This window comes from Nitrosomonas communis, from assembly GCF_001007935.1.
GTDB classification, from domain to species: domain Bacteria; phylum Pseudomonadota; class Gammaproteobacteria; order Burkholderiales; family Nitrosomonadaceae; genus Nitrosomonas; species Nitrosomonas communis.
Genome location: NZ_CP011451.1, coordinates 3,362,233 through 3,385,647 on the forward strand (window position 1 = coordinate 3,362,233; position 23,415 = coordinate 3,385,647).

General features: G+C 44.5%; 21 protein-coding genes and 1 pseudogene. 7 read left to right on the plus strand and 15 right to left on the minus strand.

What is annotated here, in order from left to right; translation table 11 throughout:
* The first annotated feature begins 5 nt into the window (after positions 1–5).
* Positions 6–509 carry a hypothetical protein gene (locus AAW31_RS15120; RefSeq protein WP_046850867.1) on the plus strand — a complete coding sequence of 168 codons (504 nt, stop codon included), beginning with the start codon at positions 6–8 and terminating at the stop codon, positions 507–509.
* Between the two features lie 133 nt (positions 510–642).
* Here the strand turns inward: AAW31_RS15120 and AAW31_RS15125 are convergent, their stop codons facing one another.
* The 13 genes from AAW31_RS15125 to AAW31_RS15185 all read right to left on the minus strand — a co-directional run bounded on the left by AAW31_RS15125 (position 643) and on the right by AAW31_RS15185 (position 16,391).
* On the minus strand, positions 643–1,353 hold the full coding sequence (locus AAW31_RS15125) for a pyruvate, water dikinase regulatory protein (protein WP_235264395.1): 711 nt from the start codon (positions 1,351–1,353) through the stop codon (positions 643–645).
* Entirely contained in the window at positions 1,353–3,722 is a 2,370-nt protein-coding gene (ppsA, locus tag AAW31_RS15130) for a phosphoenolpyruvate synthase (protein ID WP_046851846.1), read from the minus strand. The genes AAW31_RS15125 and ppsA overlap by 1 nt, the downstream gene beginning before the upstream one ends.
* Positions 3,723–4,129: 407 nt before the next feature.
* Entirely contained in the window at positions 4,130–4,318 is a 189-nt protein-coding gene (locus tag AAW31_RS15135) for a hypothetical protein (RefSeq protein WP_046850868.1), read from the minus strand.
* Positions 4,308–4,841 carry an IS630 family transposase gene (locus AAW31_RS15140; protein ID WP_309567624.1) on the minus strand — a complete coding sequence of 178 codons (534 nt, stop codon included), beginning with the start codon at positions 4,839–4,841 and terminating at the stop codon, positions 4,308–4,310. The genes AAW31_RS15135 and AAW31_RS15140 overlap by 11 nt, the downstream gene beginning before the upstream one ends.
* Positions 4,774–5,133 (minus strand): IS630 transposase-related protein, encoded by a 360-nt coding sequence (locus tag AAW31_RS15145; RefSeq protein WP_046850870.1) that lies wholly within the window; start codon positions 5,131–5,133, stop codon positions 4,774–4,776. Before AAW31_RS15145 ends, AAW31_RS15140 begins: the two co-directional genes overlap by 68 nt.
* Before the next feature lie 539 nt (positions 5,134–5,672).
* On the minus strand, positions 5,673–6,173 hold the full coding sequence (locus AAW31_RS15150; RefSeq protein ID WP_235264396.1) for a hypothetical protein: 501 nt from the start codon (positions 6,171–6,173) through the stop codon (positions 5,673–5,675).
* Between the two features lie 365 nt (positions 6,174–6,538).
* On the minus strand, positions 6,539–9,115 hold the full coding sequence (gene cphA / locus AAW31_RS15155; RefSeq protein WP_046850872.1) for a cyanophycin synthetase: 2,577 nt from the start codon (positions 9,113–9,115) through the stop codon (positions 6,539–6,541).
* An 11-nt stretch (positions 9,116–9,126) separates the two neighbouring features.
* Complete coding sequence (locus tag AAW31_RS15160) at positions 9,127–11,439, minus strand: cyanophycin synthetase (protein WP_046850873.1); 2,313 nt, start codon at positions 11,437–11,439, stop codon at positions 9,127–9,129.
* 583 nt (positions 11,440–12,022) lie between these two features.
* The gene (locus AAW31_RS15165) at positions 12,023–12,493 is read right to left on the minus strand and encodes a cyanophycin metabolism-associated DUF1854 family protein (protein ID WP_046850874.1); all 471 of its coding nucleotides are present in this window, start codon (positions 12,491–12,493) and stop codon (positions 12,023–12,025) included.
* Positions 12,490–14,793, minus strand: a complete 2,304-nt coding sequence (locus tag AAW31_RS15170; RefSeq protein WP_046851847.1) for a cyanophycin metabolism-associated ABC transporter — start codon at positions 14,791–14,793, stop codon at positions 12,490–12,492. The genes AAW31_RS15165 and AAW31_RS15170 overlap by 4 nt, the downstream gene beginning before the upstream one ends.
* Positions 14,794–15,076: 283 nt before the next feature.
* The gene (locus AAW31_RS15175) at positions 15,077–15,463 is read right to left on the minus strand and encodes a DUF3106 domain-containing protein (RefSeq protein ID WP_046850875.1); all 387 of its coding nucleotides are present in this window, start codon (positions 15,461–15,463) and stop codon (positions 15,077–15,079) included.
* Positions 15,442–15,819, minus strand: a complete 378-nt coding sequence (locus tag AAW31_RS15180) for a DUF3619 family protein (RefSeq protein ID WP_046850876.1) — start codon at positions 15,817–15,819, stop codon at positions 15,442–15,444. Before AAW31_RS15180 ends, AAW31_RS15175 begins: the two co-directional genes overlap by 22 nt.
* Positions 15,816–16,391, minus strand: coding sequence for an RNA polymerase sigma factor (locus AAW31_RS15185; RefSeq protein WP_046850877.1), 576 nt, complete (start codon positions 16,389–16,391; stop codon positions 15,816–15,818). The genes AAW31_RS15180 and AAW31_RS15185 overlap by 4 nt, the downstream gene beginning before the upstream one ends.
* Before the next feature lie 238 nt (positions 16,392–16,629).
* Between AAW31_RS15185 and AAW31_RS15190 the strand changes: the two genes are divergently transcribed.
* Positions 16,630–16,941, plus strand: a complete 312-nt coding sequence (locus AAW31_RS15190) for an acyltransferase family protein (RefSeq protein WP_052752294.1) — start codon at positions 16,630–16,632, stop codon at positions 16,939–16,941.
* A gap of 860 nt (positions 16,942–17,801) precedes the next feature.
* Here the strand turns inward: AAW31_RS15190 and AAW31_RS15195 are convergent.
* Positions 17,802–18,692, minus strand: a complete 891-nt coding sequence (locus AAW31_RS15195) for a hypothetical protein (RefSeq protein ID WP_046850878.1) — start codon at positions 18,690–18,692, stop codon at positions 17,802–17,804.
* Between the two features lie 397 nt (positions 18,693–19,089).
* On the opposite strand from AAW31_RS15195, the pseudogene AAW31_RS20155 reads away from it, so the two are divergent.
* Positions 19,090–19,324 (plus strand): annotated as a pseudogene (locus AAW31_RS20155) (hypothetical protein).
* Positions 19,325–19,522: 198 nt separating this feature from the next.
* Entirely contained in the window at positions 19,523–20,533 is a 1,011-nt protein-coding gene (locus AAW31_RS15205) for a magnesium transporter (RefSeq protein WP_046851849.1), read from the plus strand.
* Between the two features lie 206 nt (positions 20,534–20,739).
* On the opposite strand, the gene AAW31_RS15210 is transcribed toward AAW31_RS15205, so the two are convergent.
* Positions 20,740–21,762 (minus strand): sodium:calcium antiporter, encoded by a 1,023-nt coding sequence (locus AAW31_RS15210; protein WP_235264397.1) that lies wholly within the window; start codon positions 21,760–21,762, stop codon positions 20,740–20,742.
* 304 nt (positions 21,763–22,066) lie between these two features.
* On the opposite strand from AAW31_RS15210, the gene AAW31_RS15215 reads away from it, so the two are divergent.
* The 3 genes from AAW31_RS15215 (at position 22,067) to AAW31_RS15225 (ending at position 23,375) form a co-directional block, all read left to right on the plus strand.
* The gene (locus AAW31_RS15215; protein WP_052752295.1) at positions 22,067–22,357 is read left to right on the plus strand and encodes an HMA2 domain-containing protein; all 291 of its coding nucleotides are present in this window, start codon (positions 22,067–22,069) and stop codon (positions 22,355–22,357) included.
* A 147-nt stretch (positions 22,358–22,504) separates the two neighbouring features.
* Complete coding sequence (locus tag AAW31_RS15220) at positions 22,505–22,870, plus strand: DUF5132 domain-containing protein (protein WP_200899648.1); 366 nt, start codon at positions 22,505–22,507, stop codon at positions 22,868–22,870.
* 4 nt (positions 22,871–22,874) lie between these two features.
* Positions 22,875–23,375 (plus strand): HMA2 domain-containing protein, encoded by a 501-nt coding sequence (locus AAW31_RS15225; RefSeq protein WP_046850879.1) that lies wholly within the window; start codon positions 22,875–22,877, stop codon positions 23,373–23,375.
* The last annotated feature ends 40 nt before the right edge of the window (positions 23,376–23,415 follow it).

Sequence of the window (23,415 nt, forward strand, 5' to 3'; positions counted from 1 at the left end):
TTGCTATGAATCGGAAGAAATACAGGAATATAAAACCAGGTGGGAAGCAAATACATAATGATGCATCCGCCCAAAATTTCGCGATGCTTCTTCGTAATCACATCCCGCCTTTTGTGATCGCTCAATTGAGACCAATTAAGGAAAAATTACGAAATAACGCACAAGGATTTGCCGAAACCGAATGGACAGCAGCCTTGCATGCGGAGATTTCGAGTGCAGCAGTATCGAATGACACGGAGTGGAAAGATTGGAGCAACAAGTACCTAACTGCCTTTGCTAAAATGGATGATTCAGGCTTTACTGACTCTTTCAAGCAAATTCCCGATCCACCGCCAGAGCCGCCGGAATTGTGGTTGAGGTTAGCCACGCAGGCGAAAGAGGCAGGAAATAAAGGAATAGCGGCTTGCTTGCTACTATACACGCTAGCCTGCGCACGTGCCCTGCGAGAGTTTCGGGTTGGCAAGCACACAAATGGTGACGAACCTAATTTTACCCAACGAGAAGGTTAAGAAAACGCTCGTTCTAACCATACAGCTGTCTTTTCAAACCACTGCGCTCAAGGATATTGGTGCTAATTTCTTCAATAGAAATGTGCGTTGTATCCAGGTAGGGAATATGAAATAGTTGAAACAAGGATTCCTGTCATTTAATTTCAAGTTGACACTGGGCGAGCGATGCATACTGACTTTGAGGGCGACGTTCTTGGCGAATAAAATGCAATTGTGCCACGTTGAGTGTCAAGCCAAAGAGCTTGTTTCTGACAGATTCAAGTACTTTGGGAAGTTGGTTAGCAGACATATCTTCCTGCGTGAACGGATAATTTGCGGCAACAATACCGTATTGTAATGCTAGATAAAGACAGGTAGGGGTTTTACCGGTGCGGGAAACACCCACCAGAATAATGTCTGCTTCGGTAAAATTTTTTGGATTAACGCCATCATCGTGCGCCAACGCGTAATTGAGCGCTGAAATCCGCTTGAAATAGGACAGAGATTGCTGAAGACCATGAGCGCGTCCAACCATTCGGGCAGAGAGTTGCTGAAGTTCTTGCTCGATTGAGCTAATAAATGTTTCAAAAAAATCATACACTCGGCAGTTTGCCTGTTGGATCACTTCCAGGATATCCTCTCTAAGCAAGGTACTAAAAACTAATGGTCGATGGCCATCAGATTCGGCAGCACGATTAATTCGTTCCACCAAAGTCCGGGCTTTTGCCATATTATCCAGAAAGGGAACGTTGATTTTTTTCCATTCAATCCCGTCAAACTGGGTCAATAAGCTGTGCCCAAGCGTTTCCGCAGTGATGCCGGTACGATCCGACAAATAGAAGACAGTACGCTTCTGTTTGTTCACTATTTGTTCAACTTGGCGAGATGCAGCCAGGTATCCACAACGGTATCGGGATTCAGCGATAAACTCCCAATCCCCTGCTCAACCAGCCAAACTGCAAAATCAGGATAATCAGACGGCGCCTGACCACAGATACCGATATATTTACCTTGTTCGCGACAAGCGTCGATCGCCATCTTCAGAATCTTTTTAACGGCCGCGTTGCGCTCATCGAATAAGTGGGATACCAGACTGGAATCACGATCGATGCCCAGCGCCAACTGAGTCATATCATTTGAACCAATGGAAAAGCCGTCAAAATATTGCAAAAACTCTTCTGCCAGCACCGCGTTGGAAGGAATCTCACACATCATAATCAAACGTAAACCATTCTGGCCACGCGCCAGCCCGTGCGAGGCAAGCAGTTCCGTAACTTGCCGGGCTTCTTCCACAGTACGGCAAAACGGGATCATGACCTCAACATTAGTCAGCCCCATCTCATCGCGTATCTTACGCAGCGCCCGGCATTCCAGCTCAAAACAATCACGAAACGCGTTTGCCAGGTAGCGTGATGCTCCACGAAAACCAATCATGGGATTCTCTTCGCATGGTTCATAACGTTCCCCACCGAGCAGATTGGCGTACTCATTGGATTTAAAGTCGGACGTGCGCACGATCACAGGGTGGGGATGAAAGGCTGCGGCCAAAGTAGCAACCCCTTCCACCAGTTTATCCACATAAAAGCTGACGGGATCAGCATAACCGGTTATACGTTGCCCAATCTCATCTTTCAATTCCTGCGGTAATTGCTCAAACTCCAGCAATGCTTTCGGATGGATGCCGATCATATTATTAATGATAAATTCCAGTCGCGCCAACCCAACCCCTTGATTGGGCAAACGGGAAAAGGAAAATGCATGGGATGGGTTACCGACATTCATCATGATTTTAACGGGTAGATCGGGCAGTTTGCCGATATCGGCAGTCGTGTGCTCAAACTTGAGTAATCCTTCATAAACATAACCGGTATCTCCTTCAGAGCAGGAAATAGTGGTTTCCACTCCATCCTTGATTTGTGTCGTAGCATCGCCACAACCCACCACTGCCGGAATCCCTAGTTCGCGTGCCACAATCGCAGCGTGACACGTGCGCCCTCCACGATTGGTAACAATAGCGGCTGCCCGTTTCATGATTGGTTCCCAATCCGGATCAGTCATATCGGTAACCAGCACCTCTCCTGTTTGAAGGTGTTGCATCTGGTCAGTATGCATGATCAGACGCGCCACCCCCTGTCCTATTTTTTGCCCGATGGCGCGGCCTTCAGTCAATACCTTTCCTTGCTCACTTAATTTGAAATGCTCTACTGTGAGGCTCTTTCGGCTTTCAACCGTTTCTGGGCGAGCCTGGACAATATAAAGCTGCTTATCGAGTCCATCCAGCGCCCATTCAATATCCATTGGACGGCCATAATGCTTCTCAATGAGTAACGCCTGCTGTGCCAGTGCTTCCACTTGCGCATCAGACAAGCAGAAAAGCTGGCGGCGCTTGACTTCAACATCACGTATCAGCGTGGATGCGCCCTGCTCACCTTTTTCATCATAAATCATTTCAATGGCCTTAGCCCCTAAACGTCGCGAAAGAACGGACGCACGGCCTGCCTCCAACCCTCGCTTATAAACATAAAATTCATCCGGATTGACCTTTCCCTGCACAATGGTTTCTCCTAAACCATAAGTTGCCGTGAGGAAAATCACATCCCGAAACCCTGATTCGGTGTCCAGTGTAAATATCACACCACTCGCGCCCAGGTCGCTACGCACCATTTTCTGAATTCCTGCGGACAGATGTACCTTATCATGCTGAAATTTATGGTGAACGCGATAAGCGATAGCGCGATCGTTATATAACGATGCAAACACAATTTTGATCGCCGCAAAAATTTGATCGAGGCCATGCACATTCAACAAAGTTTCCTGTTGCCCTGCAAATGAGGCATCAGCCAAATCTTCAGCCGTTGCTGACGAACGTACGGCAAAGGAAATAGCATCATCGCTATCAGCCACCAATTGCTGATAGGCCTGAGTTATTGCTTGCAGCAAAGCATCGGGCAATGTGGCAGCCAGTAACCAATTACGAATCGTTTTGCCTGTAGTGGTCAGCGCGTTGATATCACTGACATCCAGTTTATCCAGTAATTGCTTAATGCGCTCAGTGAGGCCATTACTTGCCAGAAAATCACGATAGGCGTGCGTGGTGGTGGCAAAACCATTCGGGACATTGACCCCTGCTTTGCTAAGGTGGCTGATCATCTCGCCTAATGAGGCATTCTTACCACCCACAATGCCAAGATCATCCTTACTCAACTGGTCAAACCACATAATATAGTTATTCATTATGACCTCCTGATTTTTGGGATAAAAGTCTCCAGTTACCATCATTATAACTACGGATGTGGGCACTCCGTGAATGTCTTCTCATTCAGAATGCGATCCAGCTAACAGTTCATCTTGTGCCTGATCTTTTTAACAGCCATAGCCTACCCACACCCCGGCGTCAAAGGGAGTCAGCTTGATGCGGGACCATTGACTTATTGGCTCAACAAAAGTTGACCCGGTAAAGTACATTGATCATTACACCATGGCGATACTGGATTCCAATCCAGTCCATGATCTCAGAATAGCATTTTGAATATTTCATCTGAGCTAGGCCACAACTTAGGCAATACTGAATATTTGGCTTGGGATCATTACTAAGTGATGCATCAGGTGTAACGGTTGCCGTTACCATATATAAAAGGTTCTTATAAAGGCACCACCACCTGCGCGTGAAATAGCTTCTGCTGTGGCTCAGTCTCAGTTCTTATCAAACTCTGCCAGAGAATATCCACAGCCGAAAAGATACCAGCCATACGATAAAGCACCGATTCAGCTGGCCCAAGGATAGCAACAATTGATATAGCAGATCCCATATAAAATGATTTAAATTTCATAAGCGGCAAAGAGCTGCTCGATGGAACAACCTTCCTTTTTTCTGATGGCTTTGGCCTGAGCCCATTTGGGTTCAATGTCATTTAAGTCAGGGGAATAAGGCGGTAGGTATTCAAGTGTATGCCCGGCATTGGCAATGGCGGTTTGGATATCCTGCCGTTTATGAAAGGTTGCGTTGTCCATGACAATCACGCAAGCGGGCAAAAGTTTAGGCAACAGGTCCTGCGTTATCCACGCATAGAAAATGTCAGCGGTGATATTGGCGATGAACAGACTTATGGTCAGCAGCGTCTTTCCGATGAGAGCGCCAATCACATTGGTTCGACCTCGTGCATGCCAGTCTTTTACGCTATGGACGCGCTCACCCACTGGCGCATAGCCATGCGTGCGTGGCATGTCGTGCGCAAAGCCGCTTTCATCAAGGTAGACGATAACGCGGCCTGCTCGCTCATAGTCTTCAATTTTTTGCTGGAAGATACGCCGCTCTTCTTCGCTGGCTTTGGGGTGACACAGGCTTTTTTTTATAAGTCACACTCAGACGCTTTAAAGCATGATTAATGCCTTGCTTGCTGACACCCAACCGTTTGGCGCGCTCGTACTGATACGCGTCCGGATAATTCTTGATGTCCTGCGCCAGCATTTCCATGTTGATCCTGGTGGCAGGTTTGTTGCGGGTGGTCTTGGGATCGGGAGTTTTGATCCAACGCATCACGCTGGCGACCCCTACACCAAAACGCTTGGCCACTTGCGCGATTGAGAGGTTCTCCTTCTCACGAACGGATAATACTTTACGGCGAAATAATATCGGATAGGTCATCTGTAAATTATAATCAATTTATAGGGGACATGCTATATTTCAATCGGTGTTTCACTGAAATTGAGTCAACCACCTCACAGTCGGTGGCATGGATTGGCTGAGCGGTAGTCACAACCAATCCACTATGTCGGGATTTTATGATTATTTCATTTCTAAATCAAAAATCACTTGGTCGGCTTCACCTTGCCGTATTATTGATACTGTCTGCGGCTCACTTTTGCGTCATTTTTGACTTGGAAATGAAATTAAAAGAATTAACTAAATTTTCAACTGTAAATTGATGTGGTGCTCAATTCAGTGCCGGCAAAGGTCAATATCGAGATTTATTAATACACTATCGGGGCAGATGCTGGTAAACGAAGTCAAAATCAAACATGGCATTAGGATGTTGAGAAGATGAAGCTAGCTCAATTCAGGTATCAATCGTGCAATGAGTGTTTGATCTCAACTTGGGACGACATAAAAAAGCCTCCGGTTAACGGAGGCAATTAACTCTCTTAAAGTACCTTTAATCTGGTTTATGACGTGATTATCTTTATCTATTGATTACGAGAACCAAGCCATTGGCGCCAGCGTCCTGATTGTATCAGTCGATACATTAGCCACGATAAGAATAGCACTGCTATGAGAGGACCTGCCCAGGCACGGGCTACCTTCCCATAATCGATCATATCCACGCGAAGTTGATAAGCGTATTGCAAAGGCGGGATACCTTCTGCTGTCACCACTACTGAATAGAGCCCTTTATCCAGCTTACCTATTCCGCTGATCACACCATCAGGATGATAATCAGCCATTACCTGGGCAACGGTCTCACCCTCATTATCATCGCCACGAAAAATTTTTAAACTCACAGGCATACCCCGCAACGGCTGATCGACCAGATCCACCACAAAGTAAGTATCTCCTGCTATCGGAATCTCTGTACAGTATTGCTCCTTTTGGTCATATTGTGGCTGGTATGCACTTAAGTGCACCATATTTCCCCCTACATGACGCGCACAGGGATCTTCTGCCATCGCAACTCTCCCATGACCCATAGCTGTGCTTGCATAAAATATCACAACTAAAAGGCAAACCGCAGTAATTGATTGTATTGATTGCTTAATCAAAGCAAACCCCCGTTAAAATAAATGAATAATAGTCCTTCTGCTATCCAAGCAAGAGATCGCCATTCATTTTTATATAGCTGCTTCTTACTTTAAAATGATCCGACAATACAAGCTGTATTTTGTTCTGAGAAACAAAAAATATCGGTTCCCTTCTAGTTTTGGACTAAATCCCACCGCATCCTATTAATTAAAGGACAAAACAATTCTACAATATTGCAATTCCATAAAAAATGGTGCAATAATCTATAAGTGCCAGCTTGAAAGCAAATTATTCCATTATTTAACCATTTACTTTAGCAGGCGTCAGCTATCCGCTCATGGATGTGCCCAAGTGCTTGTTCCACCTGATCAACCAGGATGAGGCAAAGTTCGCCTGCTTGCAGATTGGTCAGCGCCGTATCGATCGCTTTGAACTCCCCATGTATTTCGCTCACTTTACGCACACGCTTGGCATTCTCCAACCCTGCTCGTAACAATCCTAGTACTTCACCATCGTCACGTCCACGTTGGCATTTGTCTTGATAAAGCACCACTTCATCAAACACTTCTCCTAGAATCTGGGTCTGTAACCGAATATCTTCGTCACGGCGGTCACCCGCAGCGCTGATGACGACCATCCGCCTTTTCGCGGGTATACTATCAATCGCACTTGCCAGCGCTTCCATCGCATCTGGATTGTGCCCATAATCTGCAATCAATGTAGCATTCCGGTAATTGAAAAGGTTAAATCTCCCTGGAGCAGTTTGCGTATCACTGATGAAATCAGTTAAACCGGCACGAATAACAGCCCATTCCAGTCCCAGTGCCCATCCGACGGCAATCGCTGCCATAGCATTTTCAACCTGAAAACTGATGAGACCATTCTTGGTAAGGGGAATTTCACTCAGAGGTATCTTTTGCTCAACTTCTGCTTCTGATGCAACAATAAAATGATCCTCAAGATAAATGACGCGTTTACGTTGTGCACGTTGCGATAATATCACTGGATTATGGCTATCTCGAGAAAAGAACATAACAGTACCCGGGCAATGAGCAGCCATTTTGACAATATGAGGATCATCTGCATTGAGCACAGCGATACCTTTCTCAGGTAAGACGTTCTCTACGACAAGGCGTTTAACGGCTGCTAATTCATCGATGGTATTGATATTAGCCAGGCCGAGATGATCACCCCGGCCGATATTGGTTACGACAGCCACCTGGCAATAATCAAAACCTAACCCTTCACGTAACATGCCCCCCCGCGCGGTTTCTAGCACGGCAGCATCGACATCAGGATGGAACAGAACATTTCTGGCACTTTTCGGTCCACTGCAGTCCCCGGTATCGATACTTTGCCCATTGATGAAGACTCCATCCGTACACGTCATACCAACACGCAACTGGTTATTTTCCAAAATATTGGCTATCAAGCGCACCGTTGTCGTTTTGCCGTTAGTGCCTGTTACTGCAATAACCGGAATACGCGCATCATCACCTTGCGCGAACATATTATCGATAATTGCCGCTCCTACTGGACGTCCCTTACCATATAAAGGCTGCAAGTGCATACGCAAACCAGGAGCTGCATTGACTTCAATAATGGCACCGCCTTGCTCCTCCAATGGTCGCATGATGCTCTCGCAAATCAAATCAATTCCGCAAATATCTAGTCCCACCATTTGTGCAGCAGCAACCGCGTTGGCTGCAATTTCAGGATGAACATCGTCCGTGACATCAGTTGCCGTACCACCTGTGGACAAATTGGCATTATTGCGCAACACAACCCGCATGCCTTTAGCTGGAATAGATTCTGCTGCCAGTCCTTGGCTAGCAAGGTGCGTCAGTGAAATCTCATCCAGATGGATTTTAGTCAGTAGATTTGCGTGACCTTCACTGCGCAGTGGATCACGATTGATTTGCTCCACTAATTGATAAATGCTATGAACGCCATCCCCTACTACTTGCGGAGGATCACGTCTCGCAGCAGCCACCAGCTTTTTGCCCACAACCAGCAAACGATAATCATGCCCGGTCACATAGCGTTCAACCAGCACATTGTCACTAATTTCCGTAGCTTTCACATAAGCTGCTTTGACCTGTTCATGATCAACGAGATTAGCGGTTACACCTTTACCCTGATTGCCATCCTGTGGTTTAACCACCACTGGCGCACCAATTTCGCAGGCAGCAGCCCATGCATCCTCAGCATCGATGACTGGCCGCCCCACAGGAACAGGAATTCCCGCCGCAAGCAAGAGCGCTTTGGTTAGTTCCTTATCCTGCACAATAGATTCGGCAACCGCACTGATTGAATCACTTTCAGAAGCTTGAATACGCCGCTGCTTGCTTCCCCAGCCAAACTGTACCAAGCTTCCGTTTGTCAAGCGACGGTATGGAATACCACGCGCGACAGCTGATCGCACAATAGCGCCAGTGCTTGGTCCGAGACGGATATCCTCATAAAGCGCGTGTAAGCGGAGTAACGCTTTGGATAAATCAAAGGGTAAATTTTCTATTGCAGCGTGACAAAATTCTAAAGACAGCTCAAAAGCAAGTCTTCCCACTGCTTCTTCACTGTATTCCACAATAATCCGGAAAGTATTGGCTTCTGATGTCTGAGTAGTCTGACTGAATGTAACTGGACAACCTGCTTGTACTTGCAAACCAAGTGCAGCAAATTCAAGAACATGGGCCACAGTCGCTATTTTATAACGATCGGCGGGCAGGAGCAGTGCAATTTCAGGAAAGCGTTCACGCAAGCGGGTTTCAAAACCCGGGATTCTGTCGATAGTATATGCGTTCTCGCTAAAAACAACTGTTGCTTCAATAGAGGTATGCTTACTCCACAGATTGGGACCGCGCAATGCACGGATTTGGATCACTTTCATAGTAAATTTCCTTAAATTTCTTGTTTTTCTAGAAAATCCTGATATTCAGTTTTACTCTTTTCTTGGCCGAATCCGAATGTTTCAATGCCCAGCCGAATAAGCCCAAGCGAAATACCCAATGCCCAGGCAGCGCCTACTGCAGCTAATACATACTCTATTTCTCTCACTGCGCGATCACCCACAGCAGGCTGCAACTCAGCCAGTTTGATTAATGACGTCTCATCCGATCCATTAGCCAATACAATTCTTCCATTACGAACAATGACAGCTCGTTTACCCTGGGTAGGACCTGTCCCTTGCTGGCGATGTAAGTTGACAACCGGTAACTCTGGATCACAGCTGAAGTAAATGACTTCACCATGGCATAATTCCGACATTTCGATCAGCATAGGATCTTTTGCATTAAGAACTGCCACTCCTGTCGGCAAGACCACCTCTTTCAGAACATCGCCAATCGCAGCCGCGGTCGGTGACACGACATCAACCTGGGTACGCAGCACAGTAAAAACTTGTTTAGAGGTTTCAATGCCATGCCGGCCATAATATAAAGTCGGCTCAACATTGGTCACGACACCTACCTGACAGCTATCGTAAGCCAATCCTTCTTGCAGAATAGTATCCAAGCCGTTCTCAAAAACTGCCGCTTCAACAGTACGATTCATTAATGTGCGATTAGCTGCGTGCCAGTTGGCACAATCACTTTTATCAATTTGCTTATGATCGAGATAAAGTCCGTTGCTGCATGCTAACCCTGTACGCTTACCTGAAAGCGTAAGTAATCGGGCAATCAGATGAGCAACTGTGGTTTTACCATAACTGCCGGTAATGCCAACAATAGGAACTCGACCATGGTCTTGATGCGGGAAAAGATGATCTACAATCGCCTGACCAACGGGTCGGGATTTCCCTACAGCAGGTTTGATATGCATGAGCAGGCTAGGACCAGCATTTACTTCAACAATTGCACCGCCTTGTTCTTCCAGTGGGCATGAGATATCACTGACTACCAGATCGATACCAGCAATATCCAGCCCCACCACACGCGCTGCTAAGGATGCCATTTTGGCAATGCTTGGATGAACGTCATCCGTTACATCAAAAGCATGATTACCATTGCGTTGAATCAGTACTTTGACTCCCACTGGCACAACAGAATCAGGAGTATAGCCTTGATGAGCAATCTCCATCCTGGCTGCACTATCCAGACGGATAATGTTGAGAGGATGGTCTTCAGAAGTTCCTCGCCGTGGATCCGAGTTAATCTGCTTTTTAATTAAGTCAATTATAGTAGAGACACCATCACCGATGACCGATACCGAGTCACCCCGCGTCGCTGCTACGAGTTGCCCACTGACAATGAGTAAACGATGCTCAGTCCCCGGAATGTAGCGTTCGACCAGTACGTCAGTTCCTTCTTCTAATGCAATGGAAAAAGCGGATTCGATTTGTTCACGCCTGCTTAACTCAATAAACACGCCTCGCCCATGATTACCATCACATGGTTTGACCACTACCGGCAAGCCTATCTCTATAGCCGCTTGCCATGCATCTTCTTGACTGGTCACCATACGTCCTTCCGGAACAGGTACGCCACAGGAACGGAGCAATGTTTTGGTCAGATCTTTGTCACGGGAAATGCTTTCAGCAATAGCAGATGTCCGATCTGTTTCAGCCGTCCAAATATGCCGACTGTGCGCACCATGTCCCAATTGAACGAGGTTTCCTTTGGAAAGTAATCGCATCGCTGGAATATTACGGGCTACCGCTGCATCTACAATACAAGCGGTTGAAGGACCAAGCCATAACGAATCGACCATGTCGCGCAAATGCTCAATAGCCCCTTTCACATCATAAGATTGCTGATGAGGATCAAATCCCATCGCTGCCAGAATGAGCTCCCGAGCCAAGAATAAAGCCTTCCGTGTAATCTCTGCATGCCAGGCACTCACAACGACTTTGTAGACGCCTCTGGTCGAAGTTTCGCGCGCCCTGCCAAATCCACCGCGCATACCTGCAAGGTTTTGCAGTTCGAGCGTCACATGCTCAAGAATATGGCAAGGCCATGTACCTTCTTTGACACGACGCAAAAAGCCGCCACGTTCTTCATAGCTGCAGCGATGCTCAATCAGGGTTGGCAGCCACAAAGATAAGCGCTCATAAAAACCAGGAATGGTATCGGATGGAAAATCCTCAAGTTCACCAATATCGACAATTGCTTCAAGTACCGGATAGTAGGTCCAGATATTGGGCCCATTTAAATGGCGGATTTCAAGAATTTTTAGATCTTTTTTACTACTGCTATCCAAATTGGAATTATTTGACATAATTTGAAGTTGGGAATGAGTAACACTTCTATTAACGCAGCGGGTGCCAATGGGTTTACATCAATATAAAGATTTATGTTTTTTTCCTATAAATAGGAAAGTAGGTACAGAGGAATTCAGTTACAGAGAAGCGTTTATAAAGAAGAACAAAAACGTAGATTCAGTCTTCAGTATGATATTTTATGACATAAAATATCGATAAACAGAAAATTCCATTTCTAAATCAAAACTGACTTTGTCGGCTTCCCTTGTCGAATTATTTTTATACTGTCTACGGCTCGCCTTCGCGCATTTTTGATTTGGAAGTGGAAAAACAACTCGTACATATAAATATGTACAGCAAATGTTGCATTAGAAATTATATGACTTTTGCATACAGCAAACAATCATATCTCTAAAATAACTTGTGCTATGGCATTAAACTTAAAAGCAGTTTTTAGGTTTAAATAAATAATGATTTTCTTCATCCAAATTGCAATCTTTGACGCGGTAGGCAATCAGTCTGTCCGTCAAGGAAAGTAACTATTTTGAAATGGAATCAACCAAAATCGTTGAAGAATTTTGGATGCATAGTTATCAAGATTTAAAGAAAACGATCCAGCAACCTGGCGCTGTGGCGATCAAGCAGCAAACGATTTCGAATCAGGAAATTTATCCCATTACTATCAGCAATTAACAAAGCAGTAGGCGATAAACGACGAATATCTTCTTCACCCTTGAGCACGAAGGTGGTATCTCCTCGATCTGTTTTAACCCACCAGGTGCTCGGCGTGACAAAACTGGATACTTTATCAATATGCTTTATCTCTGGCATAAACTCACGATTAGCAAGCTCTGTTTCGAGCAATATACGAAATTCTTCGGGTAACTCAGCCAGACATTCGATCCAGGCTAGTTCTTGACCATGTGCATTGACGAGCGCGATGCCCTCATCAGATGCTGTAATTGGAAATGCTCGTACTGGCACGATACCTTCATGTAGCTGCTGATCCTTATCCAGAAAAACTAGCCGTCCAAAGGCATTTCGACTCAGTTGATAATCAGGCTTACTCATGTCCGTTCTCCCTTAGCACCCCTTTCGGTATCCAACCTGAGCAAAGGAGACTCCGTATCAACATTACGCGCCTGAGATTGGTAAAGGTGATAGTAAAATCCGTGACGGTCCATCAATTCGGCATGATTACCCATTTCGATGATTTTTCCCCCATCAAGTACCACCAATCTATTGGCTTCACGCAAAGTAGACAAACGGTGGGCAATGGCGATCGTGGTGCGACCATGGACCAGATTATTGAGTGCTTCTTGAATCTCTTTCTCGGTTTTACTATCGACAGAAGAGGTTGCCTCATCGAGAATCAGGATACGTGGATCAATCAACAAGGCACGGGCTATCGAAATACGCTGGCGCTCACCCCCAGAAAGCGCTTGCCCACGTTCACCTACCAGAGAGTCGTAACCATGAGGTAACCGCAGGATAAATTCATGCGCATACGCAGCACGAGCTGCAGCGATAATCTCTTTGCGCGTTGCGCTGGGCTTACCATAAGCAATATTTTCTGCAATCGTGCCAAAGAAAAGAAATGGCTCCTGTAGCACCAGACCAATATGTTTGCGATATTCTGCTACAGGTAGTGAACGAATATCTACCCCATCGATCAGAATGGCGCCTTCGCTCACGTCATAAAAACGGCAGATTAGATTAATAAGGGTACTCTTACCTGAGCCGCTATGCCCAACCAAGCCAATCATCTCCCCGGGCTCAATTGTCAGGCTGATATCTTGCGTGACACTACGAGTTCCATAGCGGAAACCGACATTGCGCAATTCAATGTGGCCTTTAATCACAGGCAAATGAACCGGTTTGGTGGGTTCTGGTACACTGGAAACATGATCAAGAATATCAAAAATACGTTTGGTTCCGGCAGCAGCCTTCTGCGTTACGGAAACTATCCGACTCATTGAGTCCAGTCTCAGGTAAAAACGACCAATATAAGCTAGAAAAGCAGTCAGCACCCCGACGGAAATCTGATTCTCCGATATTTGCCAGATACCAAAAATCCATACCACCAACAAGCCAATTTCAGTTAATAGCGTTACGGTAGGCGTAAACAACGACCAAATCTTGTTGACCCGATTATTTATTTCCAAATTATGCTGATTAGCTGCACGAAAACGTGCTACTTCCCTATTTTCTTGCGCAAAAGCTTTGACCACACGAATGCCGGGAATGGTGTCTGCCAGTACATTATTGACCTCTGCCCAAACTCGATCGACTTTCTCAAAACCAGTGCGCAATCTGTCGCGAACCAGATGAATTAACCAGGCGATAATTGGCAGCGGACACAGTGTCACGAGTGCTAACCAGGGGTTAATCGAAAATAGAATAATGACCGTCATGCTCATCATGATCACATCTGTGGCAAAATCAAGCAAATGGAGTGAAAGAAAGAGATTGAGACGGTCTGTTTCCGCACCGATACGTGCCATCAGATCACCTGTTCGCTTACCGCCAAAATATCTATGTGAAAGCTTAAGAAGATGCTCATACGTCGTCGTTCGTAAATCTGCACCTATCCGCTCGGATACTTTCGCCAGCAGATAAGTTCTCGACCAGCCCAGTATCCAAGCAAGAAAAGCTGCCCCCAGCAAACCAGAAAGATACATGACGACAAGATCCACGTCGATTGGCTTACCATTCTGATAGGGAATCAGCACGTTATCCATCAAAGGCATGGTCAGATAGGGAGGCACCAATGTAGCAGCCGTACTGCCCAGCATCAGCAGAAAGCCAGTGAGTAAGCGCCATTTATAAGGTCGCGCAAAACGCCATAGACGAAACAAAGTCCATGTAGAAGGAGCAACATGAGCCCCCTGATCGCATACCGGGCAAATTGCCTGATCATGGGTTAAAGCTGCTCCACATTTTGGACACTTAGCAGCTATGGGCTGTATCTGATTTTCCCCGGTTAACTGGGCATTAAGAAGTTGGGTGAATTGTGCGATAAGATGGCTCGCTCGAGCACCCTTGCTCAATGTATAGCACCAATGAGCCAGCCGTGCATGCGCATCAAATAGCTCAAGATTGCCTACACCGGCATAATCACGGCACATTAATACCAAATCCGGTTGATAATTCCAATCATGCCAATTTTCTTCTTCCGCCATTTTTGCTATCAGTCGTCGATTAGTTAATACGATGAAGCCGGAAGAAAAATGTAATTGAATATCAAGATCAACTTCTAGCCAAGCCAATACGGTTTCTTCCCTTGCCAAATGCGCCTCAACTTGAGAAGCCCAGACGGAAGGAAGCGTAAGCGTAGCGTCATTATGTAATGGATAAAAATTCTGCTGCATTTGCTTAAGTACCATCAAAAAGAAGGAAAAGGCAAAATGGTTTAGGTCATTCCATTTCTAAATCAAAACTGACTTTGTTGGCTTCACCTTGCCGTATGATTGATACTGTCTGTGGTTTGCCTTCGCGTCATTTTTATTTTTGAAATGGAATAAGATATTTTTAACAGACAAAGCTTATAGTTACAGTACCTGACTACGAGCCCTTTTAACTCAATCAAGGCCTAATGTCTCATCATCCGACAAAGTAGTCATCACTTGAGCTTAATAATGGTGTAAATAATGACTATTTACTGTTATTTCCTAGTAACCCTTCGGGTTTGCGCCATTTTTTCTTAACTTCCTGGCGCTTGTCAGTTGGTAATTGCTTTATTTTTTTATATCGTTCCCGAGCCTGCGTTCGTTGCTCAGGAGTCAAAGCACTCCAGCTTCGCATCTGAGATTGTATCCGCTGTTGCTCCTGTGGCGTCTTCTCTAAATAATATTTAGTCATCTTCACCCATCTCTTTTTCTGGTCTGGTTCCAACGTATCCCAGTCCTGTTCAAGAGGATGCAAGATTATTTTCTGATAAGGCTGAAGCTCCGCCCATGAAGGCTGCTTTAATTGCGCTAAAGTTCCCGTAGAAAATGTAATACATACATACAACACCACTATCGAGGGGAATCGAGCCATAAATCAAACTCATCACTAAGATAAACATCAATGGGTAAATCGTCAGCAAGTAGCATCGTATCGAGTGCAGCATTTTCATCAATATCGTAATTTGATTTTAAATGAAGACTTACCATCAGAATAAGCAATATAACTAATGAAAAAACCAATTTGTTGGCGCGAGCAAAAAACCAGCCATATCCGCTATGTGCAGAAATTCCTCTGCCGACATGAAATATCTGCTCGTTTGGTTGATAATTCTCTAGAACAGATCTGCGTACCATTTGCAACCGATAAAGCGTATTCTGATCAATATCAGCTAAACCAAGATTCAATAGTTTGGCGACCTCTTTTCCCATTCTATCTTCTTCATTCATAATTTGACCCCTTTTTTCTCCAGTAGAGTAGCAAGTGTATGTACTGCACGAGAACAATGTGTTTTTACACTTCCCTCCGAACAGCCCATCACCTTGGCGGTTTCACTCACATCCATTCCTTCCCAATAACGCAGCAGGAATGCTTCTCGTTGACGCGCAGGTAATGTTTTAAGTCCTTTCTCGACTAAATTTAAGAGTTGTGACTGCTCCAGTTCCTTATGTGGATCGTTATTTCCATAAGAGTCTTCAGCTATCGGTAATGTTTCCAGTAAATCATAATCTTCATTTCCTTTTTCATCATCGTCGGATTTAAAAGCCGAGAATAGTGTGATCCACATCGATCTGGATTTCTGCCTTCGGTAATAATCACGAATGGTATTTTGTAAAATACGCTGAAACAAAGGAGGCAGCTCTTCGAGTGGTTTATCCGCATATTTCTCGATGAGCTTCATCATTGAGTCTTGTACAATATCTAATGCTACATGCTCATCAAGTACTGCAAATAGCGCTTGTTTATATGCACGTAACTCAATCTCACTCAAGAAATCTGCAAATTCTTGTCGCGTAGCCAGAATGGTTTACCTTAAATGAAGAACTAGAATCAATTTTTAGGCGACATAGTATCAAAATATTTTTGATTCTTTTTAGGAATAAATAATCTTAATATGGTCTAGTCTTGAAAGACGATTTGAAATAAATAGCACTAACATTCCAGCTTAAAAAAAGTAAGATATTTTTTTCTTCTTGTTACAAATAATAGCCGATTATTTCAATGACAAAATCATTTTTTTCTCCTGACTGATAACATCAATGCAAGCTGGTTCACCGAGAATACCGCTTATTGATGTGCTCAAGGCGACTTCATGTTTGCTGATTGTATCTCATCATTTGGCATGGTATGGTCCAATGTCGGATTATGCCTATCCCTTAATCCCCAGCCTGATTAACTGGCTTAGCGAATATGGACGAATTGCCGTACAAGTCTTTTTTGTCACAGCAGGGTTCTTGTCGGCCAAAAAATTTGCACCCACGAAGGGATATCTCTTATCACTGATCCATTTCATCTCATCAAACGACGTTATCTTAGGCTGGTCACACCCTATCTTGCTGCACTCACTTTAGCAATCGGATGTGCAGCATTGGCAAGAGCATGGATGATTCATGACTCTATCCCCAATCCACCCAATTTTTTTGAGCTCCTTGTGCATATATTTTTGTTGCAGGATCTTCTCAATCAGGAAGCGCTCTCCGCAGGTATCTGGTATAGGAAAACCAGTTAGCAATGATGCAAAGGTATTCTCATTGTCTTATAGAACACAAATGGGAGCAGGCCAAGGCACTGAGTAAACAACAAAACCAAACCTCGATATGTTCTTCAAATCCTAAACATTCTGAATCATTCTTAACTGGTTAGGCTATATGTGGCGATTGATTTTCAATTGTATACCTTTTTTGTTACCGTGCTTGGGTTCACAAGCCGCATCGAAAACCGCAACCTCGATCTCAAATTAATCAACTCAATCTTGATTACTGGACAGCATTAATTTATTTGGGATGATTCTTGCCCTGTGCGTCAGTAGTATTATGGGCGCCATTTGCTATTCAAATTGATTGAAAATCGCCCTTTCACGAGCAAGATACGTTTATGGTTGCCCCTGAGCTTCATGACGAGCGGCCTACTCATAGTGCTGATCAGCCATAAGGGATAGTGGGAAAGAAGATATGTCTTTGGAAAGAGAATCACTGTGAGAGTTAATTTTTAGAAATAGGGACAGATAAGGACCATGTCCATTTTCTGATTCAGTTAGTGTCAATGTATTTTTGAGGAAGATTGTACAAGTGATTTTATGAAGACAAGCAGATGAGGCTATTCCAGGCACAGACTCTAATCCACCGCAGCTTGCTGCGGGGATACTTTATTGAAAATCTCCGCAGCGAACGCTACAGAGATTTGGCTATATTTATTTTGTATAAGATTAGGCTTACTGAATAGAATGAACAGAAGAAGCCAATTTCTTAGCTCCATATCTGGCGCCAAGAATGCTTGCAATTAAGGCGACAATATAACTAATAAACATTAACCAGAGAATTCCAGCTGCATACTCTCTGGCTTCATCAGCTTTCCTCTGAATATCTTTACCAATTTTATCAGCTTTGGTTTTTACTGAGCTGACCAGTTCGTCGACTTCTTTTTCATCTAAATCGGTATTACTTGCAATAATTTCCTTCGCCTGCTGCTCATCACCTCGTATTAATGCGGTCGCGATTAAACCTAAAGCTTGTGGATCAATTTGTTCGGCAGCTTTCTCTAATTTTTTTTCATCTTGAGAAGCTCCTTTCCTAATCCCTTGTTTAATTGAGGCGATCAAAGGCTGGAAAGAGGAAGGTAATTGTGATGTGGCTCCTTCTCTATCGGATGCCACTGCTTTCGTTATATTCGTACCAGCTGTAGCTGTGGTTTTTATTGCCCCAGCCGCAGAGCTCAACAAGTTAGTAACGCCCATAGAGGCCAATGTAACGGTAATAATAATTGTACATGACCACACCACTACGCCATGCAATGTCGCCGCACGGTGATCAATATTACCCGAAAGCTTACCAGCAAGGATGCCGCCTAAAAAATACGTGATAAAGGCAGTCACAATGAACCATGCATACAGTGCAAAACTAACGGTTAATCCCTCTGATTCAGTATCTATATGCTTGATGTCTGGAACTTCTATGAGACTGAAGCCGATCGCCGAGCTCAGAGTGAATATTAGCCAGCTTAAGGCATAAATGAAAACCAAGCTTGCAAAAACAGCGCCCCAATTAATTGTCCACCAGCCTGTTTGTGAAGATAGCACTACGTCTCTTTGTGTATTAATACTCATAGTAAACTCCTATTAAATGACTTTAGAAAGTGTTTTTGCGATCATCTTGCGGTCGTTAAACCTAACGAGTTAAACGTGAACGACCATCTCCACACGCTTAAACATAACAATACCTACGCAACTGAACACGGTCTGTACGCTGACTCACTTATGTGCTCAGCATGTTAACCAGCCTTAACCCATCTACTCAGAAGTTCCCTCTCCGAGTCTGTTTCAAAACTCAACATTCGGAGCAAGTCTTCGTGATAGCAAGTCTTCGTGATATGAGGATTATTATGGAGGTGTAAAGAATGAAGAGAAGGTAATCCCCCTGCTATGTCGGGGAATTATTAAAGGTTTGACCGTGTGATACAGTCACCATGGTTCTTTTAGCTTGATCAAGAGCTAGGAGAATCAAATGAGAGATTATCAGAGTTTGCCCCATACGACATGGGACTGTAAGTACCATATCGTATTTATTCCAAAAAAGAAGGAAGATTATGGGGAAATCGAGGAATTTCACGGGTGAAAATATTTGGGCACGTGGTTATTTGGTACCCACGGTAGGATTAGATGAAGAGAGAGTCAGAGGATATATCCGGCACCAAGAGAAAGAGGATAAGCACTATGAGCAGCTCAAGCCTGGTATATGATGCCACTTTTAGGTAGTAACAATTTTTGTCCCTTGAGGACCTAACAGTAATAAGCCTCCGTCTTTGCCGTAGGTAATTTAACTTTAACAAAGCCAGAATGATACCGATCAAAGCGTTTGAGCTATTCTCATATCACTACCCCTGTATGTACTTTCTTAGCATAAATAAAATCTTATTTCACTTGGATCCCGGATGATCATGAATAAGCGCAAAACAGAATCTACTCGGCATAAATTATCGATATTTCGCCAACATTTTGAAACAGCTGGTCGCTATTTGGTGGCATCCGTACCACGCGCACTTCCAACCGAAACCGTTGCCACTGTCTGTACAAATTTATCTAAGCAAGTTTACGAAAATATTGAGCTGATATGTGTAACCGAGCCGACTGGCAAGTTGGTTGGCGTTATTTCGGTTTCCGAGTTGTTTGCTGCCGCACCCAATGCACATCTCGAGGATGTCATGCACAAAAATCCGCCATATGTGTATCCAGAAGTTGATCAGGAACGGGTAGCATCGATCGCTTTGCATCATAGACATAATGCTGTGGCCGTCGTCGACCATCATCACTTTTTGTTAGGCACTGTCCCTTCTGATGCGTTGATGCATATCTTGCGGCGTGAACACGTCGAGGATTTACACCGTTTGGTTGGTATCGGACGCGAGTCCGATGTCGCACGTGAGGCTCTCGAATTGCCGCCACTCCGACGCGTGCGTCACCGTTTACCATGGCTGATCATCGGTTTGCTTGGTTCGATGATGTCAGCATTGCTGGTTTCATCATTCGAAGCGGAGCTGACCCGGAATGTTGCGATCGCGTTTTTCGTACCGGGTCTGGTGTATATTGCTGATGCAATAGGAACACAAAGTGAAGCTGTTGCAGTACGCGGGTTATCCCTGTCTCAAGCCAATTTGCGTCATCTGGTGAGGGGGGAATCACGCACGGGGATGATTATTGGCGCCATACTAGGTTTACTAATTTTTCCTTTCGTATGGATATTTTTTGCTGATTTCAATTTAGCAATAGCTGTCTCACTATCACTTATCATTGCGTCTTCGATAGCCTCAACGATCGGGATGGTTCTGCCATGGTTACTGCAGCGATTAGGCACTGATCCTGCCTACGGAAGTGGTCCACTTGCGACGATCATCCAGGATATTCTGAGTTTGCTGGTGTATTTCCTGATCGTAAGCATATTTGTCTTCTAAGGTAGAGGTGTGTCAGCATGACTCAGAACCACCCCATTTACTGGGCCTGGTCATCCGAGTAATGAAAATCACTAGAATCAATAAGTTTGCCACCTTGCGAAGGAGTGATGAGGGCGGCGCACGTGATCCTCAGCAGTAGACTGCAGCTCTTGCTGGACATACCTGACTAAACGCAGGCGGAAGGAATACTGCTTCATTGCCCAGCATCAATGCTCATACAGATAAAGAATATAGGTGTTGAACAGGTAGACAGCGAACATACAGAGACTCGTCCAGCCGACAGTATAGAGAACACGACCGTTGGGCCGGTAGAAAAGCCCGATAATGGCCAGACTAATCATCATCACTGCGGAAAATGCTGAGACTCCATGTACGGGTGAAACATGCGCCAATAGTGGGCCGCGAGTATAAAACACATCGTCGATTGCAAGAATGAATATATTAAACAAGTTGCTGCCCAATAAATTGGCCACTGCCATATTCAACGCGCCAATGCGCATAGCAGCGATGGAAACCACAATCTCTGGAATAGTGGTAGCGAAGGCGATGAATATCGTTCCTACAAAGCTCTGGTGCCAGCCCATATCCTGCGCAATATGCTCACCGACGAAAGGGAGTGCGGTAGCCGCGACCACTACTACTATAGCAGCGGCTGCAAAGCGTGCTACAGACTGGAAGAGACTCAAGTCTGGCCGCCGATCTGGCGCATGATCGGCAAAAGCTGCCATGTGTTTTTTTTCGTAATAGAAGACACTGCGTACCATCACACCGTACATTATAACTATTATAAATGTGTAAAGCCCTACATATCCGAAACTTAGCTGATAGCCATGGTGGGATAGCAAGAGACTGAAGCCAACAAAACTTATCATCAATACGCCGAAGCTGGCCGAGAGGATGTGTCCCTGACTCGATTTCTGAAAGACAGACTCGCCACGATGCAAAAAATCCAGTAGCACAAAAATAAAAAGGTTCATGACACAAGCACCCAAGACATTACCAACGGCGATATCCGGCAGTCCAGCGACGCTCACGGAAATCACGCCTGTCACCAGCTCAGGCAGCGAAGTAACAGTAGCCAGCATTATCAAACCCACCCAGCTACCACCCAGGCCGGTTTTGTCGGCGATCACATCGCCGAATACTGATAGTTTGACGCCGGCATAACCGATTACGATCAGGCAGAGCAGGAACTCCAGCCAAGGTGAAGCGTAGGTCGATATCAGCAAGCAGAGTCCTCCCTTTTTTTCAAGATATTGTACTTTGGACGTCTATAAACAAGTTAAACATCCTTTTTCTCTTTTAATCGAAGCTCAAACTACTTAAACTCGGATTGACTGCCAAACACATTAATAAGCATGTAAATTGACAATGAGCTGTCTATTTTTATACCATGATTTTATACAATATATCGATTGTTAATGATTAACTATAAGAAATCATCATATAAAAGCATGCAATCGGCAACAATCTAGTTGAACCACTTGCTCTTAACTTGCTCTTAACTTGAGTTAATCATTAAAGGATTCAATTATGCTCAGCTTCCCAGGCATCAAAATCATGCATTTCTTGCCAGGGCGTGTGCGCCTAAAAGTGGAGAAAATAAAAAATAATATAACTTTTGCAAAGAAAGTCGAAACGGAACTGTTGAATACATTGTGTATCACTGGAGTAGAAATTAATGTGCTGACAGGCAGCGTATTAGTCAAGTACGATAAGTGTGCCATTAAGGATACAAAAAATTCTAATCACTTATTAGTAACTTTGAAGAAATTATTTCCGGATTTGGATACGGAAAAATTACGGCCATATCTGGATGAATAAGTATAATTTATTGATATATATAAATTCGCGCAACGCTTGGTGAAGTAGGGAACATTCGCCTACAACGTATTGTCTTTAAGTTTATGCTAAAAATAATATTTTTAATTCATCGAATAAACACAGCGCACTTTTTATTACGAGGTGATGATGGCAGTTGAAGATTTCTTTAAAAACAATACTGGAAAAGGTATTGCAATAGGCATTGCTGCAGCCATTCTGGCGCCAGCCATACTACCCGTGGTTGTACAAGCTGCAAGACCTTTAGCGCGTGCAGCAATTAAATCCGGTCTCCTGTTTTTGAATAAGAGTCGCGAAACCGTGGCCGAAATGGGAGAAGTTGTTGAAGATCTGGTCGCAGAAGCTCGGGCAGAAATTGATGAGGAACGCACGAAAGCAAACTCTGCAACGGTAGCAACCGAGGATATTATCGAGGATAGCGTAGACATTGCTGAAGCAGAGTCTGAAGCAGAGTCTGAAGTAGTTTCAAAAAAGACGATCTCGCCATCATCCTAGTTTTATGAAACTATCCGCTCAAATCATTCATACCGCTCCAGGAAGAATTCGTTTCCGAGTACCCGCAAAACGTCGTGATACTTTTTTTTTTGAAGAATTGCAAAACGATTGCAGTGGCTTTAGTGGCGTAAAGCAGGTCTCGACGAATGTTTTAACCGGTAGTGTTTTGTTGCTATATGAAGATATCGAACCAGACGCACTGATTGGGCATATTAGGAACCACCCTTTACTTGACTTCGAATCCAAAGATTATCCGATCGGACCATCTGGCGAGATATTGACAGCAACTCACCAACAAACTGCTGCGCAAAAAGCCTCAAGCACGTATGCATCATTGGATTCTACTCTAAAGGAATTCAGCAATGGTTTTATAGACTTACGTTCCGTGCTATTTATTAGCCTCGTAATATTTGCTGTCCGACAGCTCACACAAGGCGCTGTGTTTGGCAACGCAATCACCTTGTTTCTGTATGCCCTTCAATTGATAAGACCTAAAGAGCCATAACATAGCGAAAAGGGTCATCCATTAATTACTGCAAATTTTC